Annotated in this window: 17 protein-coding genes; 4 read left to right on the forward strand and 13 right to left on the reverse strand. The window is 59.9% G+C overall.

Annotation, left to right across the window (positions count from 1 at the left end):
• The first annotated feature begins 31 nt into the window (after positions 1-31).
• Positions 32-982, forward strand: coding sequence for an LD-carboxypeptidase (locus JFU11_RS21805; RefSeq protein ID WP_201062072.1), 951 nt, complete (start codon positions 32-34; stop codon positions 980-982).
• 115 nt (positions 983-1,097) lie between these two features.
• Here JFU11_RS21805 and JFU11_RS21810 read toward each other — a convergent pair whose 3' ends face one another.
• From JFU11_RS21810 to leuS, 5 genes are all read right to left on the reverse strand, one after another.
• Positions 1,098-2,420: a lytic murein transglycosylase gene (locus JFU11_RS21810; protein WP_201062073.1), complete on the reverse strand. Its 1,323-nt coding sequence runs from the start codon at positions 2,418-2,420 to the stop codon at positions 1,098-1,100.
• A gap of 62 nt (positions 2,421-2,482) precedes the next feature.
• Complete coding sequence (arfA, locus tag JFU11_RS21815; protein WP_003176285.1) at positions 2,483-2,647, reverse strand: alternative ribosome rescue factor ArfA; 165 nt, start codon at positions 2,645-2,647, stop codon at positions 2,483-2,485.
• A gap of 189 nt (positions 2,648-2,836) precedes the next feature.
• On the reverse strand, positions 2,837-3,874 hold the full coding sequence (holA, locus tag JFU11_RS21820) for a DNA polymerase III subunit delta (RefSeq protein WP_201062074.1): 1,038 nt from the start codon (positions 3,872-3,874) through the stop codon (positions 2,837-2,839).
• Positions 3,875-3,913: 39 nt separating this feature from the next.
• Positions 3,914-4,519 carry an LPS assembly lipoprotein LptE gene (gene lptE / locus JFU11_RS21825; RefSeq protein WP_123720526.1) on the reverse strand — a complete coding sequence of 202 codons (606 nt, stop codon included), beginning with the start codon at positions 4,517-4,519 and terminating at the stop codon, positions 3,914-3,916.
• Positions 4,520-4,608: 89 nt separating this feature from the next.
• The gene (gene leuS / locus JFU11_RS21830) at positions 4,609-7,215 is read right to left on the reverse strand and encodes a leucine--tRNA ligase (protein ID WP_201062075.1); all 2,607 of its coding nucleotides are present in this window, start codon (positions 7,213-7,215) and stop codon (positions 4,609-4,611) included.
• A gap of 280 nt (positions 7,216-7,495) precedes the next feature.
• On the opposite strand from leuS, the gene JFU11_RS21835 reads away from it, so the two are divergent.
• Together JFU11_RS21835 and JFU11_RS21840 are read left to right on the forward strand one after the other, a co-directional pair.
• Positions 7,496-7,816: a hypothetical protein gene (locus tag JFU11_RS21835; RefSeq protein WP_123720524.1), complete on the forward strand. Its 321-nt coding sequence runs from the start codon at positions 7,496-7,498 to the stop codon at positions 7,814-7,816.
• Positions 7,817-7,922: 106 nt separating this feature from the next.
• Positions 7,923-8,684, forward strand: a complete 762-nt coding sequence (locus JFU11_RS21840) for a YdcF family protein (protein ID WP_123720523.1) — start codon at positions 7,923-7,925, stop codon at positions 8,682-8,684.
• 37 nt (positions 8,685-8,721) lie between these two features.
• Here the strand turns inward: JFU11_RS21840 and lnt are convergent, their stop codons facing one another.
• The 5 genes from lnt to miaB form a co-directional block, all read right to left on the reverse strand.
• On the reverse strand, positions 8,722-10,245 hold the full coding sequence (lnt, locus tag JFU11_RS21845) for an apolipoprotein N-acyltransferase (protein WP_201062076.1): 1,524 nt from the start codon (positions 10,243-10,245) through the stop codon (positions 8,722-8,724).
• A gap of 14 nt (positions 10,246-10,259) precedes the next feature.
• The gene (locus tag JFU11_RS21850) at positions 10,260-11,099 is read right to left on the reverse strand and encodes an HlyC/CorC family transporter (protein ID WP_007894419.1); all 840 of its coding nucleotides are present in this window, start codon (positions 11,097-11,099) and stop codon (positions 10,260-10,262) included.
• 5 nt (positions 11,100-11,104) lie between these two features.
• The gene (ybeY, locus tag JFU11_RS21855) at positions 11,105-11,599 is read right to left on the reverse strand and encodes an rRNA maturation RNase YbeY (RefSeq protein WP_201062077.1); all 495 of its coding nucleotides are present in this window, start codon (positions 11,597-11,599) and stop codon (positions 11,105-11,107) included.
• The gene (locus JFU11_RS21860) at positions 11,592-12,608 is read right to left on the reverse strand and encodes a PhoH family protein (protein ID WP_201087469.1); all 1,017 of its coding nucleotides are present in this window, start codon (positions 12,606-12,608) and stop codon (positions 11,592-11,594) included. Before JFU11_RS21860 ends, ybeY begins: the two co-directional genes overlap by 8 nt.
• A 225-nt stretch (positions 12,609-12,833) precedes the next feature.
• On the reverse strand, positions 12,834-14,162 hold the full coding sequence (miaB, locus tag JFU11_RS21865) for a tRNA (N6-isopentenyl adenosine(37)-C2)-methylthiotransferase MiaB (protein ID WP_038983596.1): 1,329 nt from the start codon (positions 14,160-14,162) through the stop codon (positions 12,834-12,836).
• A 134-nt stretch (positions 14,163-14,296) separates the two neighbouring features.
• Between miaB and JFU11_RS21870 the strand changes: the two genes are divergently transcribed.
• A complete protein-coding gene (locus JFU11_RS21870) occupies positions 14,297-14,626 on the forward strand; it encodes a DUF1820 family protein (RefSeq protein WP_007894425.1) in 330 nt (109 codons plus the stop codon).
• A gap of 193 nt (positions 14,627-14,819) precedes the next feature.
• Here JFU11_RS21870 and JFU11_RS21875 read toward each other — a convergent pair whose 3' ends face one another.
• From JFU11_RS21875 to thiE, 3 genes are all read right to left on the reverse strand, one after another.
• Entirely contained in the window at positions 14,820-15,374 is a 555-nt protein-coding gene (locus JFU11_RS21875; RefSeq protein ID WP_008070087.1) for a tetratricopeptide repeat protein, read from the reverse strand.
• Between the two features lie 224 nt (positions 15,375-15,598).
• The gene (gene hemL / locus JFU11_RS21880) at positions 15,599-16,882 is read right to left on the reverse strand and encodes a glutamate-1-semialdehyde 2,1-aminomutase (RefSeq protein ID WP_052967419.1); all 1,284 of its coding nucleotides are present in this window, start codon (positions 16,880-16,882) and stop codon (positions 15,599-15,601) included.
• Between the two features lie 18 nt (positions 16,883-16,900).
• The gene (gene thiE / locus JFU11_RS21885; RefSeq protein ID WP_201062078.1) at positions 16,901-17,524 is read right to left on the reverse strand and encodes a thiamine phosphate synthase; all 624 of its coding nucleotides are present in this window, start codon (positions 17,522-17,524) and stop codon (positions 16,901-16,903) included.
• Positions 17,525-17,554 lie beyond the last annotated feature (30 nt).

The raw sequence follows: 17,554 nt of genomic DNA on the forward strand, positions 1-17,554 counted from the left end.
TGTGCTGAAGCGTTCACAGGGAGAATCATGGATGACTGCTCGACCGACCCACACCCTTTGTCCTCATGCTCCCGTTTCGGCCTTGCCACCTGCAGGGCTGATCGGCGTGATTGCGCCCGCCGGCCCCGCGGCGCTGGACACCGATAAAGCCATTGCCTGGATGCGCACTCGCGGCTATTCGCTGCGCGTGTTTCCCGGCGTTTATGAGCAAGAGGGTTATCTGGCCGGCAGCGATGATGTGCGGCTCAATGACTTGCATGGCGCATTCGCCGACAGCGAGGTCGATGCCATCATCTGTCTGCGTGGTGGTTACGGTACGCCGCGTTTGCTCGATCGCATCGATTTCGAATTACTACGCAACAACGCCAAGCCGTTTATCGGCTACAGCGACGTCACTGCACTGCACTCGGCCATCAGTCGCTATGCAGGGTTCGTGACCTTCCATGGCCCCATGCTCAACGCTGACCTGCTGGGTGACAAGCAGCAACCCACCGAGTTTTCGTTTTTCAACATGCTGCGCGGGCAGGTGAAGGCGGGCAGTGTGCTTTCTCACCCGGTGGCCTGGCCGTTGACCACCATCGAGCCCGGTATCGCTCACGGGCGTTTGCTGGGGGGCAATCTGTCGATGATTGCCGCGACCATGGGCACGCCTTACGAGATTGATGCCGAGGGTGTCATTCTGTTCATCGAGGACATTAACGAGCGGCTGTATCGCATCGACCGGCTGCTGACTCATTTGCGTCTGGCTGGCACGCTGCACAAGCTGCGTGGGGTTCTGGTGGGGGATGTGGCGGGGGTTGATGCGATTGCGCTGGAGAGATTGCTCAAACAGACCTTTGCTCCTTTGCGGATACCGGTGCTATCCGGATGGCGCAGCGGGCACTGTGATCCGAATTTGACGCTGCCGATGGGCGCGCTGGTCAGGCTGGATGCGGGGGACAAGACGTTGGTGTTGGAGCAGGATGTAGTCATCAGGCGGTAGAGTTCGTCGCCTGTTAGTCAGTCATCGCGGGCAAGCCCGCTCCCACAGGGTTTAAGGTGTACGCAATGTTGTGATCACCTATGAACCTGTGGGAGCGGGCTTACCCGCGATGCTTTTAGCGGCTACGCAACCCTTCCAGCAACTTGTGCGTCGGATAGCCATCCGCCGGCCAGCCGAAGAACTGCTGGGCGGCGCGGATCGCTTTGCGGGTATTGGCGCCGATAATCCCGTCGGCGGTCCCTGCGTCGTAGTTCTGGGCGCTCAGCAGGTTTTGCAGTTCGATTCGCTCGGTACGGCTCAGCGGCAAGTCATCTTTTGGCCATAGACCGCTGATCAAGCCGCCGCCATTGAAACGCTCGGACAACAGACTCACGGCCAAGGCGTAGGACGAAGAGTTGTTGTACTTGAGAATCGCGCGGAAGTTATCGAGGACCAGGAACGCCGGGCCGCGATAGCCTGCAGGCAGCAACAGGGCGGCCGACAGGTGTTCGGAACCTGCTGGAACCTGGCCGCCATTGGGCAGGGTCACCCCCAGTTGTCGCCATTCGGCAACGCTCTTGCGAAGCGTGCCATCGGCCAGGGCGTAATTGAAGCCGCTCGGCAATTGCGCTTCGAAACCCCAGGGCTGGCCTTTCTGCCAGCCGGAGCTTTGCAGGTAGTGCGCGGTCGAGGCCAATGCATCTGCGGAGCTGTTCCAGATATCGCGGCGGCCATCGCCGTCGAAGTCCACAGCGTGGGTATTGTAGGTGGTCGGAATGAACTGGGTCTGGCCCATGGCGCCGGCCCAGGAGCCGAGCATTTTCTCAGGTTCGATATCGCCCTGTTGCAGGATTTGCAGGGCAGCGATCAATTGCGCATGGGCAAAGCCTGGACGTCGACCTTCATAAGCCAGGGTCGCCAGGGAATTGATCACCGACTTGGTGCCCTGGAACTGACCGAAGTTACTTTCCATGCCCCACACCGCGACCAATGCCTGACGGTCGACGCCGTAGCGCTGCTCAATGCTTTGCAGGATGTCGGCGTACTGGCTGACCAGTGCCTGACCTTTGCGCACCCGCAGCGGCGACAGCGCGCCATCGAGGTATTCCCACACCGGGCGAGTAAATTCCGGTTGGCTGCGATCGGCACGGATCACGCTGTCGTCCATGCTGACATTGGCAAAAGCACGATCGAACAGGTCGGCGCGAATACCGGCGGCGAGGGCGTCTTTTCGGAAACCCGCCTGCCATTCGGCAAAGGTCTGGGTAGGCTGGATGTCGAGATTTTCACCGGTTGGAACCACCGGCGGAATGATCGCAGGGGCCGTCGCAACGGTGCGGGTCTGAAGCGGTTGGGCGTCGGCGGCGGTGGGTTTTTCCGCGCAGGCGACAAGCAGAACGAGGCTGGAGGCAGCTATCAGTTGGCGAAGGTGCCAACGACGGGAAAGACAAAGGGGCATGCACAGGTCCAGAGGATACGAATCAGGTGCAGACCTTAACATGTTGAGCGATGGCTTGCCTTTCAGGCCGCCAGAAAGTAAGAAGCCTCCCAGCTATTAGACTGGAAGGCTTCGCGGCGGTAGCTGCCTTTGCCTTTGCCGGCTCGTTCCTGACGGCTGCGGAACAGTGGCTGGGCGATGATGGATTTGGCCTTGTTGGGGCCATGCTTCGATGGCTTTTTGCTCATGATGATTTCTCGCAACTGAGTGGGTTTTGCGGGGGGAATAATCTGCCGAAGTAGGGGTTCTGTCTATAGGGCAAATGCAGGTGTGATTTGTAGGAAACGAGATCAAAAGATCGCAGCCTTCGGCAGCTCCTACATGGGTCGCGTTCATCTGTAGGAGCTGCCGAAGGCTGCGATCTTTTGATTTTGCTTTTACTCGGCAGGCAACGACAATCTCTGACCGGCCATCAACAGCGTCAACCGACTAAGGCTCATCCACGGCGAACCCGCCGCCTGACCTTTGATTTGCGCATCGATGCGCTGTGCTTCGAGCAGCAACTGCGCCCAGCGTTGCGCAGAGTAACGTTGCAGCGCCTTGCTCATCAGCGGTTTGCGTTTGTCCCAGATCGGCGGTCGGGCCTGGCTGAAAGCTTTGTCCAGCGGCACGCCCTGGCTGTATTGCAGCGACAGGTTGGCCAGCAGACGCAGCTCTCGGGCCAGCGCCCAGAGAATCACCGGCGGTTCGACGCCTTCGCCGCGCAACCCTTCGAGCATGCGCAGGGCGTGAGCAGCCTCGCCATTAAGAATCGCATCGGTCAGGCCGAAGACATCGAAACGCGCGCTGTCGGCCACCGCCGCTTGCACGGTTTCGACGGTGATCTGGCCACCCTCGGCCATCAGTTTGAGCTTTTCGATTTCCTGGGCGGCAGCCAGCAGGTTGCCTTCGACTCGAGCGGCGATCAGTTCGACGGCGTCCTGGCTGGCGGAAAGCCCAGCCTGGGACAGGCGTTGACGGATCCAGCTCGGCAACTGGTTGGTGTCCACGGGCCAGATCTGCACGAACTGAGTCTGCGGACCTTCGATCAGTGCCTTGCCCCACTTGGTCTTTTGCGCGCTGCCGTCAAGCTTGGGCAGGCTGATCAATAGCACCGTGTCTTCAGCCGGGCGCGAGCAATACTCGATGAATGCCGCAGCGCCTTTGTCTCCGGGTTTGCCGGAGGGCAGACGCAGTTCCAGAAGACGTTTTTCGGCGAACAGCGACATGCTGGCACCGGCCTGCAGCAGCGTACCCCAGTCGAAACTGGCGTCGGCGGCGAAGACCTGGCGTTCATCGAAACCTTGTTGGCGGGCAGCCGCGCGAATGGCGTCGGCGGCTTCCTGACACAGCAGCGGGTCATCGCCACTGATGACGTAGACCGGCGCGAGGGCGCCTTGCAGGTGTTTACCGAGTTGGGCGGGGACGAGTTTCATAAGAAGAGGCGTACGGGGCGCCTGAGCGCCCCGTAAGGCTTATTGCTGCGGCAGTTCGACAGGCGACTGACGCGGCGTCTGCGCTTCAGCCTTCTGCGCCGCTTCCAGTGCGTCGGCTTCAGCCTTGGCCCTGGCGTCAGCGGTCTGTTGCATCTGTTCCAACTGAGTCGGGGTCAGCTGTTGCAGGCGCAGCATCATGCGTTGAACCAGTTCACGACGCATTTCCTTGCGGGCATCGTTGGCTTCCTGGTCAGAACCCACCAGGTTGTTGCCGTCATGGATGAAGACTTTCTGTACTTCGAGCTTGTCGCTCAGCAGTGGCAGGTTGCCCTGACCCCGGATGTCGTAGCTCAGCACCGTGCTCATCTGGTACTCGCCAGTACGGCCGGCGCCCGCGTAACTGAGGATGCGCTGGCTTTCCTGCTCATCGGCCAGAAACAGCTTGTAAGGCGCGCCGCTGTAGACCTTGACGCCACTGCTTTCCAGCACCTGACGCAGTTGCGTCACGGTTTCGCCGTAGGCATTGCGGGCACTCAGATCGAGTTCCTTGATTGCCAGTTCAGTGGTGCCGGTGCCGCGCAGCTGGAAACCGCAGGCGCTCAGCAGGACTGCAAGGCCCATCACCAGCAAATTGCGTTTGATCATCTTGTTGCTCCCCTTGAAACCATGTGGGCCGGTCAAGCGGCCCGAAAGGTTTTACTCGGCGCCAGGCATGACCTGGCGCCCGATCCAATTTAGCTGGCGACGATATTGACCAGTTTCCCGGGCACTACGATCACTTTGCGAATAGTCAGGCCATCGACGAAGCGCAGGACATTTTCGTTGGCCCGTGCGGCAGCTTCGACTTCTTCACGGCTGGCGCTGGCCGGCATTTCGATGTGGCCGCGTAATTTGCCATTCACTTGAATGACAAGCTGCAGGCTGTCTTGCACCAGGGCGTTTTCGTCCAGTACCGGCCAACCGGCGTCGATTACCGGGTCAGCATGGCCCAGTCGATGCCACAGTTCGTGGCTGATGTGCGGGGTGATCGGTGCCAGCAGCAGGACTACGGTTTCCAGACCTTCGTGAATCAGTGCGCGATCCTGTTCGGTGCCTTGCGCGGCTTTCTCCAGCACGTTCATCAGCGTCATCACCTGGGCGATGGCGGTGTTGAATTTGTGGTTCTGGCCGACGTCGTGGCTGGCCTGCTTGATGGCCTGGTGGATCGAACGGCGAATGGCTTTCTGCTCGTCGTTCAGGCTGGCGATGTCCAGTTTGCCCGGCAGGCCCTGAATGACGTGCGCTTGAGCCAGGCGCCAGACGCGTTTGAGGAAGCGGTGCGAGCCCTCTACGCCGGAGTCGGACCATTCCGCGCTCATGTCGGGCGGGGAGGCAAACATCATGAACAGGCGGCAGGTGTCTGCGCCGAACTGGTCAATCATCGACTGTGGGTCAACGCCGTTGTTCTTTGACTTGGCCATCTTCTCGGTGCCACCGATTTCCACCGGCAGGCCGTCTGCGATCAGCTTGGCGCTAATAACCTTAGCCTTGCTGTCGCGCTCGAGTTCCACGTCCGCCGGGTTGAACCAGGTGTAAGCACCATTGGCTTCGCGACGATAGTAAGTCTCGGCGATTACCATGCCTTGGGTCAGCAGGTTCTTGAACGGCTCGTTGGAGCTCACCAGGCCTTCGTCGCGCATCAACTTGTGGAAGAAGCGCGCGTAGAGCAGGTGAAGAATCGCGTGTTCGATGCCGCCGATGTACTGATCCACCGGCAACCAATGGTCGGCCGCCGCTTTTTCCACCAGACCACCTTCATAGTGTGGCGAGGCGTAGCGGGCGTAGTACCACGAGGACTCGACAAAGGTGTCCATGGTGTCGGTTTCACGCTTGGCCGGTGCCCCGCATTTCGGGCAGCTGCACTCGTAAAACTCAGGCATGCGTGCCAGTGGCGAGCCGGCGCCATCGGGCACGACGTCTTCTGGCAGCACAACCGGCAGTTGATCTTCCGGGACCGGCACATCACCGCAGGTGTCGCAGTGGATGATCGGGATCGGGCAGCCCCAGTAGCGCTGACGGCTGATGCCCCAGTCGCGCAGGCGGAACTGGGTGCGCGAGGCACCGAGGTTTTTCTTGATCAGCGCCACTTCAATGGCGTCGAAGGCGCCGGCGAAGTCGAGGCCGTCGAATTCGCCGGAGTTGATCAGCGTGCCGTGCTCGCCGTACGCATCCTGCCAAGGGGCCGGGTTGGTCTCACCGGAACTTGTGCGCACCACGGATTTGATCGGCAGGTTGTACTTGGTGGCGAACTCGAAATCACGTTCATCGTGAGCCGGAACAGCCATCACCGCGCCATCGCCGTAATGCATCAGCACGTAGTTGGCGACCCATACCGGGAGCTTCTCACCGGTCAGTGGGTGTTCGACGAACAGCGAGGTCGGCAGACCTTTCTTCTCTTGAGTGGCGACATCGGCTTCGGCGACGCTGCCGCCCTTGCATTCAGCGATGAACGCTTGCAGCTCAGGGTTGTTCTGCGCGGCCAGGGTAGCCAAATGGTGTTCGGCGGCCACGGCAACGTAGGTCGCGCCCATCAGGGTGTCTGGACGGGTGGTGAATACTTTCAATGCGCCGGTTTCGCCGATGGAGGCGACGTCGAACGGGAACTGCACTTCCATGCCGCGGGATTTGCCAATCCAGTTGCGCTGCATGGTCTTGACCTGCTCAGGCCAGCCCGTCAGTTCGTCGAGGCTTTCCAGCAGCTCATCCGCGTAGGCGGTGATCTTGAAGTAGTACATCGGGATTTCGCGCTTTTCGATCAGCGCGCCGGAACGCCAGCCGCGACCGTCGATCACCTGTTCGTTGGCCAGAACGGTCTGGTCGACCGGGTCCCAGTTCACGGTGCCGCTTTTTTTGTAAATCACGCCTTTTTCGAACAGGCGAGTGAACAGCCATTGTTCCCAGCGGTAGTAATCGGGCTTGCAGGTGGTCACTTCGCGCGACCAGTCCACCGCCAGACCCAGGCTGCGCAGCTGGCTTTTCATGTAGGCGATGTTTTCGTAGGTCCACTTGGCGGGCGCTACGTTGTTCTTCATCGCGGCGTTTTCTGCCGGCATGCCGAAGGCGTCCCAACCCATGGGTTGCAGGACGTTCTTGCCTTGCATGCGCTGATAGCGGGAGATCACGTCGCCGATGGTGTAGTTGCGCACGTGCCCCATGTGTAGCTTGCCGCTGGGGTAAGGGAACATCGACAGGCAGTAGAACGTCTCCTTGCCTGGCTGTTCACTGACTTCAAAGGACTTTTGCTCGTCCCAGAACGACTGGGCGGCGGCTTCGATTTCACGGGGCTGATATTGTTCGTGCATGGCTACTTTTGAACTGAATAGGGGTGGCCTAATCCTCTTCAATGCAACGCTGGACGGTGAGAACGTCAAATCGACGTTTCGGTGCCCAGGCGAGCTGGAAGTGGAGTTACAGGAAGCGCCGTAGCATACATGACCGCACTCTACCGAGGGAAACCCTGATTACACGCAAGGACGCGGCCAATGACCGCTCCGAGGGCCGTTGGTCGCGGCACTCAGCCGGTTTTTTCAGCGAGGCTAAGCTCTAAAAGGGGAGTGAGTCTTATCTTCAATGAGGTGATGGATGGTTGAGTCACAGCAAAAAGCTACAAAACCGGAGCTGTACGAAAGACTGATAGACCGTCTCGCAATGGCCCTGGATGTGGCCAAAACCGCCGGTCGGCTTCGCGATGAGCGTCCCCTGGAGCTGGAGCTGCGTGGTTTGAGCCCCGCAGAGTTTGAACTGGTCAAGGCCTATCTGGACCGTAGTGAGCGTGAGTCGCACGGATGCTTGTCAGCAGCAATGAAGCAACTCGAGGCACCACGTTCGGCCAAGATCATCTGGCTCAAGGATAAGGCACCCGGCAAAGGCGCGGTAAAGGTCCGGTCTTTGCAATTCAAGTAAGGGCACTTGAATCCGTGGGATATGCTTTTTTGAAGCAAAGTCCTTACACATTTGTTGTCGCGTTGCGTCAATCCACTTAGGCTTCGGGCATCTATGGAGATGCCCGATGCCTTTTCGTTATTTCATTAAACAACTTCTACTGCCGCCCGGCATTTTATTGCTGCTGCTGATACTTGCCTGGTGGTGGCGCCGCTCAAGGCCGAGGCTGGCGGGGTTGTGTTTCATCTTGGGCGTGGGCGGCTTCTGGTTGATGAGCCTGCCGGTGGTGGTGGAGTGGAGTGCCAAGGCCCTGGAGCGCGAGCCGCCGCTGGCGCGCGAAGAATGGGCAACCCTGGGCCAGCGCGCTGATGCGATCGTGTTGCTGGGTTCAGGGCGTGAGCGTGGCGACCCGGCCTGGGGTGTTGACCAACCGACGGGTGTAGGCCTGGAGCGCGAACGCTATGCCGCGCGCCTGGCCAAGGCGTCCGGCTTGCCGATTCTGACCAGTGGCGGCCTGCACTACGGCACACCACCGACCGAAGCGAAGCTGATGGCGGACTCATTGCTCGATGATTTTGGCGTGACAGTGCGCTGGCAGGAAGGGGACAGCCGCACGACCTGGGAAAATGCGCAATTCAGTGCCCAGGTGTTGTTGCCGGAGGGGATCAAACGGGTGGTGGTCGTGACTCAAGCCTGGCACATGCCGCGAGCGGTCTGGAGTTTCCAGCAGTCCGGATTTGAGGTGGTTCCCGCGCCAGTGGGGTTTTTAGGCGTGGACAATGCCCGGCCGCTGGGCGGCTGGATGCCGGAATTCAAATCGATCTGGCAGAGTGGGCAGTTGATGAATGAGGCGGTGGGGCAGATAGGGTATTCGTTGTTTTATCGCTGATCTGTGGCGAGGGGGTAAGCCCCCTCGCCACAGAAGGTCAGACGGTCTTCGCCATCCGGTTGGCCACCAGCGCCCAACCAAATAACAACACGCAAACGATGATCAACGGCCACGAACGCCATTGCAGGTACGGCGTCAGGTTGTGCATCGGCACCACTTCGCCATACAGAATGCCTTGTTCGAACTGCGGGATCTGCGCAGTGATCTGGCCAAACGGGTTGATCAGGCCGGTCACGCCGTTGTTGGTAGCGCGGATCATCCAGCGGCCGGCTTCAAGTGCGCGCATCTGCGCCATCTGCAAATGCTGCAGAGGGCCGATCGAGGTGCCGAACCAGGTGTCATTGCTGATAGTCAGCAGCAAATCGCTGCGGGCGGCGAGGCCTGCGGCGAATTCCGGGTAGACCACTTCGTAGCAGATGAACGGCGCAATCTGATAACCCTTGGCTTGCAGCAGTGCTTGATCGGCCGGCCCACGGGCAAAGTCGGACATCGGTAGGTCGAAGAAGGCGATCAGGCCGCGCAAGACTTCCTGCAATGGAACGTATTCGCCGAATGGCACCAGTTTCTGCTTCAGGTAAGTGCCATCGCCTTCACCGACAACGGTAATGCCGTTGAAGAAGCGCTTCTCGTGATGGACTTCCTGGCGAATCGGCACGCCGGTAATCAGCGCCGATTTACGCTCGGCGGCGAAACTTCCCATCATGTTCAGGTAGCCCTCGGCGGACTCCTTGAGCACAGGGACCGCCGTTTCCGGCCAGATCAGCAGGTCGACGCGTTTGGAGCTGAAGCTCATGTCGCGGTACAGCGCCAGCTGCGCATTGAGCTGCGACGGGTCCCACTTCATGCTTTGTTCAATGTTGCCCTGAAGCGCCGCGACGCTCAGTGGTGCGCCCGCCGGGCTGGTCCAGGCATGTTCCTTGAGCGCCATGCCGGCCACCCATGGGCCAGCCAGCAGCAACACGCCGACAGCGATGAAGCCTTTGCGGCCAGTGCGCACCAGCCGCATAGCGTTGTAGATCAGTGCAGCCGTCAGGGCCAGGGTGAAGGAAATCAGCCACATTCCGCCGACCGGCGCGAGCCCGGCCAGTGGGCCATCGAGCTGGCTATAGCCGGAATAGAGCCACGGGAAGCCGGTAAGGAACCAGCCGCGAAAGGCTTCCTGTCCCACCCATAGCGCTGCAAACGCCAAGGCATCGGCCAGCGGCGCTTCGTTACGGCGCAACCAGCGCGCCCAAATCCAGGCGGGCAGGGCGAAGAACCAGGCAATTGCGGCGGTGAAGAGCAGCATCAAGAACCCGGCCAGCAGCACCGAAGCGCCGCCGAAGTTGTGAATGCTGTAGTAGATCCAGCTGGTGCCTGCGGCAAACAGGCCGAAACCGAAACACCAGCCACGGCCCAGAGCCTGGCGGGGGCTCAGTTCACGCAAACCGGCGTAAAAGAAACCGACCGCCAGCAATGCCAGCGGCCAGATATCGAACGGCGCCAGGGCCAGAGTGGTGAGTGCACCGGCCGCCACGGCCAGCAGGTTACCGGGCCAGCCGGGGCGGGTCATACGACGCATTTCAATCCTTAGAATTACCGGGCGATAGGTGTCAGACGCAGCAAGTGAATCCGACGGCTGTCGGCGTTCAGGATGCGGAAGCGATAGGCGCCGATTTCAGTGATTTCGTTGCGTTTTGGCAAGTGCCCGAATGCGCTCATCACCAAGCCACCGACGGTGTCGAATTCATCGTCGGAGAATTCGCTGTCGAAGAACTCGTTGAAGTTATCGATTGGCGTCAGGGCCTTGATCAGGAAGTCACCGCTGGGCAGTGGCTTGATGTAGCTGTCTTCTTCGACGTCGTGCTCGTCTTCGATGTCGCCGACGATCTGTTCCAGCACGTCTTCGATGGTCACCAGACCGGCCACGCCGCCGTATTCGTCAATGACGATGGCCATGTGGTTATGGTTGGCGCGAAACTCGCGCAGCAGCACATTCAGGCGCTTGGACTCGGGTACGAACGTGGCCGGGCGCAGCAGATCCTTGATGTTGAAGCTGTCGCCGTTTTCCTTGAGGATCAACGGCAGCAAGTCCTTGGCCAGCAACACGCCCATCACGTCATCGTGGCTTTCGCCGATCACCGGGTAGCGGGAGTGGGCCGAGTCGACCACGGCCGGCAGGAACTCGCGAGGTGTCTGGGTCGCCTTGATGCTGATCATCTGCGAGCGCGGGACCATGATGTCCCGCACCTGCAGGTCCGCAACCTGGATGGCGCCTTCGACGATGGCCAGCGCTTCGCTGTCCAGCAACTTGTTTTGATGTGCGTCGCGCAGCAGCTCCAGCAGCTCCTGGCGGTTCTTCGGCTCGTGGGCAAAAGCCTGGGTGAGCTTACCCAGCCATGACTTCTGCCCGTTGCTCGATCGATCTTCGCTCATAGCGATTACTCTGAATCCTTTGTTGTTACGATTGGGGATATGTCTGTTTCGTCGTCCGCATAAGGGTCCGGATGACCCAACTCTGCAAGCAACGTTCGTTCCAGTGCTTCCATTTCTTCGGCTTCGTCATCATCTATATGGTCGTAACCAAGCAGATGCAAGCAGCCGTGAATGACCAGATGCGCCCAGTGGGCCGTTAATTCCTTGCCTTGTTCCGCCGCTTCGCGCTCGACCACTGCTACGCAGATCACCAGATCGCCAAGCAAGGGAATGTCGAGAAACTCATCGGGGACATCGGCCGGAAACGACAAAACGTTGGTGGCGTAGTCTTTCTGACGCCAGGTGAAGTTCAGTTCACGGGCTTCCTCCTCGTCGACCAAACGGATGGTCATTTCGGAGTCGGCAGTACGCTGGCGCAGGGCCAGTTCGCACCATTGACGGAATTCGGCTTCGCTTGGGGCAGACGCTTCGGTAGCCAGTTGCAGATCAAGCTCAAGCATCGGGGCGAGTGTCCTTGGGAGAGAACTTCGCCGGTTCGTCGGCTGTGCGATTTTCGAAGCGCTCGTAGGCTTCGACAATTCGCTGCACCAGCGGATGGCGCACCACGTCCTTGGGCATGAAGTGGGTGAAGCTGATGCCCGGTACGTCTTTCAACACCTCGATCACATGATGCAGCCCGGACTTGGTGCCTTTCGGCAGGTCGACCTGGGTGATGTCACCAGTGATGACGGCGGTGGAGCCGAAGCCGATCCGGGTCAGGAACATTTTCATCTGCTCGACGGTGGTGTTCTGGCTTTCGTCGAGGATGATGAAGCTGTTGTTCAGCGTACGACCGCGCATGTAGGCCAGCGGCGCGACTTCGATCACTTGACGCTCGATCAGCTTGGCGACGTATTCGAAACCGAGCATTTCGTAGAGTGCGTCATAGAGCGGGCGCAGGTACGGGTCGATTTTCTGGGACAGGTCGCCGGGCAGGAAGCCGAGCTTTTCGCCCGCTTCAACCGCCGGACGGACCAGCAGAATGCGGCGAATTTGCTCGCGCTCCAGCGCGTCTACCGCGCAGGCAACGGCCAGATAAGTCTTGCCGGTACCGGCCGGGCCGATGCCGAAGTTGATGTCGTTACCGAGGATTTCCTTCACATAGCGCACCTGATTCAAGCCGCGAGGGCGAATCATGCCTTTCTTGGTGCGCAAGGCGACGGACGGTTCGGCGGGGGAGTGGTTGTCCAGTTCCTCGACAGCCGATTCCTGCAGGAACAGGTGAACCATGTCCGGCGACAGCTCGGTACCTTTGGTTTCCCGGTACAGGCGGCGCAGCAGGTTTTCCGCGGAGGTGGTGTGCTTGGGCTCGCCGATCAGTTCGAACTGGTTTCCGCGGTTGCGGATCTCGATAGCGAGGCGCTGTTCGATCAAGCGCAGATGCTCGTCGAATTGCCCGCACAGATTGGCGAAGCGGCGAGCCTCAAAAGGCTCGAGGATAAAACGATGTGGTTCTATGGGTGCGTTCAAGGTCGTATTTAGCCGCCCAGGGGCAATTATGATGAATCAAGGATAGCGCCAGTCGCCTGGGTGCGAAAGCTCTTAAATAAGATGCCGGTTGGCGCTTGATCTGTGGCGAGGGGGCTTGCCCCCGTTCGGCTGCGAAGCAGTCGCAAGATATTCGGGACCGCTTCGCGATCCAACGGGGGCAAGCCCCCTCGCCACAAAAGCCCGGCTCCCAAAGGTGACGAGGTGTTATTGGATCAGCGAGCCCCGCAGCGAGTGCGGTTGCGCGGCATCGATGTGCACGTCGGCGAACTGGCCGATCAGGGTCGGATTGTCGCAGCGGAAGTTGACGATACGGTTATTCTCGGTCCGGCCTTGCAATTCACCGGGGTCTTTTTTCGAATAATCGGTTACCAGAATCCGCTGAATGGAGCCCACCATTTGTCGGCTGATCTCGAAACCTTGCTGGTTCAGGCGATGTTGCAGGGCATTCAGGCGTTCTTTTTTCAGTTCTTCCGGTGTTTCGTCAGCCAGATCGGCGGCCGGCGTGCCTGGGCGCTGGCTATAAACGAACGAGTAGGAGAAGTCGAAACCGACGTCTTCGATCAGCTTCATGGTCTGTTCGAAGTCTTTCTCGGTCTCGCCCGGGAAGCCCACGATAAAGTCAGAGCTGATGCAGATCCCCGGCACGGCGGCCCGCAACTTGCGCAGTTTGGATTTGTACTCCAGCGCGGTGTGGTTGCGCTTCATCGCCGCGAGGATCCGGTCGGAACCCGATTGCACCGGCAAATGCAGGTGTTTCACCAGTTCCGGTACGTCGGCGTGGGCCTGGATCAGACTGTCGGAGAATTCCAGCGGGTGCGAAGTGGTGTAGCGAATCCGGTCGATGCCATCGACGGCTGCCACTACGCGGATCAGTTCCGCCAGATCAGCCAGGCGACCATCATGAGTGGTGCCGCGATAACCGTTGACGTTCTGCCCCAGCAAGGTCACTTCGCGCACGCCGTTTTCTGCCAGGTGAATGATCTCGGCAATCACGTCGTCGAATGGTCGGCTGACTTCTTCACCGCGCGTATAAGGCACTACGCAGAATGTGCAGTACTTGCTGCAGCCTTCCATGACCGACACGTAAGCGCTCGGCCCGTCGATGCGTGGCTCGGGCAAGTGGTCGAATTTTTCGATTTCCGGGAACGAGACGTCGACTTGCGGCAGTTTGGTCAGGCGCGCGGCGTCGATCATTTCCGGCAGGCGGTGCAGGGTCTGCGGGCCGAATACCACGTCCACGTACGGAGCGCGATCACGGATGGCCGCGCCTTCCTGGCTGGCCACGCAACCGCCGACGGCGATGACCATGTCCGGGTTAGCCAGCTTCAATTCGCGCCAGCGGCCCAGCTGGGAATACACCCGGTCCTGGGCGCGTTCGCGGATCGAGCAGGTGTTGAGCAGGATCACGTCGGCGTCTTCAGCACGAGCGGTGACTTCCAGGGCCTGATGTTCACCCAGCAGATCGACCATGCGCGAGCTGTCGTACTCGTTCATCTGGCAACCGTGGGTTTCGATGTAAAGCTTCTTGGCCATGGACAGAGTCATCACGTGATTCAAAGAACCGCGCATTATAGGGAACATGCACCAAGGTTCCTACCGTTGCGCGTCCGGCGGCTATGCTATAGTTCGCGCCCTCATTTTTATCCCCGATGTGTTACCCGCCCACCATGACCAAACGTGAAGCTCCAATCTACAAGGTGATTTTCCTCAATCAGGGCCAGGTGTACGAAATGTATGCCAAGCAGATCTATCAAAGTGATCTGTGGGGCTTCCTGGAAGTGGAAGAGTTCGTCTTTGGCGAGCGCACGCAAGTGGTCGTCGATCCGAGCGAAGAGAAGCTCAAGGCTCAGTTCGAAGGCGTTGTGCGCAGTTTTGTGCCGATGCATTCGATCGTGCGCATCGACGAGGTCGAGCGCCTAGGCACCCCGAAAATCAGCGAAGCCCGCGGTGCGGTCGGCAATGTCATGCCGTTTCCGATGCCGATGCCTGAGAAGTAAGCCACGGATTGAGTGGCCGGGCTTGTTGTGGCTAGTGGTGCTTGTTGTGGCGAGGGAGCTTGCTCCCGTTGGGCTGCGAAGCGGCCCTGAAATCAGCCTCCGCTACCTCCCAGACAGACCGCGTGTGCTGATTTTACGACTGCTACGCAGCCGAGCGGGAGCAAGCTCCCTCGCCACAGGGGCCAGCGTCAATTCAAGGCAGTGGCGAAAACGGCGTACGCCCATCGGCGCTCTGCAATTCCATCAGGTATTTACGGAAAATTTGCCCCAGCACCTGGGTAGCGACTTCCAGATCTTCGCGGGGCATTTTCTCGGCGACTTCGTCGGCGGTGTCCAGCGCCTCTTCGGCACCGTTGACCGCGGCCATTTTCAGCACGATATACGCCTGAACGTTATTGGCCGGTACGCCTTCGCCGTGGAAGAACATGGTGCCGAGTTTGAATTGCGCCTGGGCGTGGCCTTGCAGCGAGGCTTTTTCGAAGTAGCTCAGGGCTTGATTGAGGTCGCGCGGCGCGTTTTTGCCGTCGTAGTAGAACTCACCCAACTCGTATTGCGCTTGCGCATCCCCTTCATCCGACGCTTTCTGACAGGCGGCGAGCGCTTGCGTCAGGTCTTGTGGCTGAGTATTGAGGGTGCAACGACCCATCGCCGGGATCAACAACGAGTTGCCGCCTGCTTGTGCGAGCGCGAGCAGGGGCTGAAGGAGCAACAGGCAGCCCAGTGCAAGGGTGCGGCCGGTGCGGTTCATGGGAATCGACTTACCTCTGAGGGGCGCGCGGACCCGTCGAGGGATCCAATAAGCGCGCATTATGAAATAAGCGGGGCCAACCTTACAAAGTCTTTACTCGTTTTTCTGCTGCGCGGGGAATATATCGCCCACTTTGCGGAGAATTATTGGCAGATGAGTAGGAAAAAGGACGCGAATGTAGGTGAAAGCTGACGCTGGCAATCGCCAACGTCAGCGTCGCAGCTTTATTTCAGTGCGGCGAATGCACGCTCGGCGGCGTCCAGTGTCAGCTTTAACTCGGTTTCGCCGTGGGCGATCGAGGTGAAACCGGCTTCGAAGGCGCTTGGCGCCAGGTACACGCCGCCTTCGAGCATCAGGTGGAAGAAACGCCCGAACAGACCGGCATCGCTGGCCATCACATCTTCAAAGGTCACGATGTCGTCGGCACCGCTGAAGTACAGGCCGAACATGCCGCCGGCCTGAGTGGTCACGAACGGAATACCGGCGGCGTCGGCGCGCTGCTGCAGGCCATCGAGCAGACGGCTGGTGTAGTCGCTCAGCTCGGCGTGGAACCCAGGACGACTGATCAGGCGCAGAGTGGTCAGGCCAGCCGCCATCGCCAGAGGGTTACCCGACAATGTGCCAGCCTGGTAGACCGGCCCCAGTGGGGCGATTTGCTCCATGATCTTGCGTTTGCCGCCGAAGCAGCCAACCGGCATGCCGCCACCGATGATCTTGCCGAAGGTGCTCAGGTCCGGCGTGACGCCGTAATGAGCTTGGGCACCGCCGAGGGCAACGCGGAAACCGGTCATCACTTCGTCGAAAATCAGCACCACGCCGTGCTTGTCGCACAGGGTCCGCAGGCCTTCGAGGAAGCCCGGTGCCGGCGGTACGCAGTTCATATTGCCCGCCACTGGCTCGACAATGATGCAGGCCACGTCCTGGCCGACTTCGGCGAGCATGGTTTCTACCGCGTCGATGTCGTTGAACGGCAGGGTCAGGGTGTGTTTGGCGAACGCCGCCGGTACACCGGCCGAACTCGGCACGCCTTGGGTCAGGGCGCCGGAACCGGCCTTGACCAGCAGGCTGTCGGAGTGACCGTGGTAGCAACCTTCGAATTTGATGATGCTGTCACGGCCGGTGAAACCACGGGCCAGGCGGATGGCACTCATCGTCGCTTCGGTGCCGGAGCTGACCATGCGCACCATTTCCATCGACGGCACGATCGAGCAGACCAGATCGGCCATTTCGGTTTCCATCGCGGTCGGGGCGCCGTAGGACAGGCCGTGTTCCAACTGTTTGCGCACCGCGTCCAGCACGTCCGGGTGGCTGTGGCCGAGAATCATCGGCCCCCAGGAACCGACGTAGTCCACATAACGCTTGTCGTCTTCGTCGGTGACGTAGGCGCCTTCGGCGTGTTTGAAGAACAGCGGCGTGCCGCCAACACTCTTGAACGCACGAACAGGCGAGTTCACGCCTCCGGGAATGTGTTTCTGGGCATTGGCAAACAGGGTTTCGGAACGAGACATGATCGGGCTCTCAGAAAATCAGGATTTGAACAATTCATTAAAGGCGCGGGCGCGGCGCGTTACTTCAGCCGTGCTCTCGGCGCCAAACAGACCATGCACCACCGCCAGCAAGTCGACCCCGTGGGCAACCAGTGGCGCAGCGTTGTCCAGAGTGATGCCGCCAATCGCACAGATCGGCAGGTGCAGTTTGCTGCGGGCCTGATCAAGCAGTTCGAGGCTGCAGGCCGGTGCGCCGGGCTTGGTGTTGGAGTTGAAGAAGCGGCCGAAGGCGACATAACTGGCGCCTTCTTTGGCGGCTTGTTCGGCGAGTTCGAGTTGCGCGTGGCAGGTCGAACCGATGATCGCCTGACGACCGAGCAATGCCCGAACCGGCATCAACGGGCCATCGGTCTGGCCCAGGTGCACGCCGACGTTCAGGCGCGCAGCCAGTTCGGCGTCGTCGTTGATGATCAGATGGGTCTTGTAGCGTTCGCACAGATCGCGCAGGGCTTCGGCCTCACGCAGGCGGCGGGCCTCGTCGTTGCTCTTGTCGCGGTATTGCAGCAGGGTGACGCCGCCTTCAAGCGCCGCCTCCACGTACGAAAGAAATTTCCCGGCCAGTAACTGGCTGTCGGTAATGGCGTACAGGCCACGTAGTTTCATCGGACAAGCCTCACCGCAATACTAATAAAA

The sequence above is a fragment of the Pseudomonas sp. TH37 genome, from assembly GCF_016650735.1.
GTDB lineage: Bacteria > Pseudomonadota > Gammaproteobacteria > Pseudomonadales > Pseudomonadaceae > Aquipseudomonas > Aquipseudomonas farris.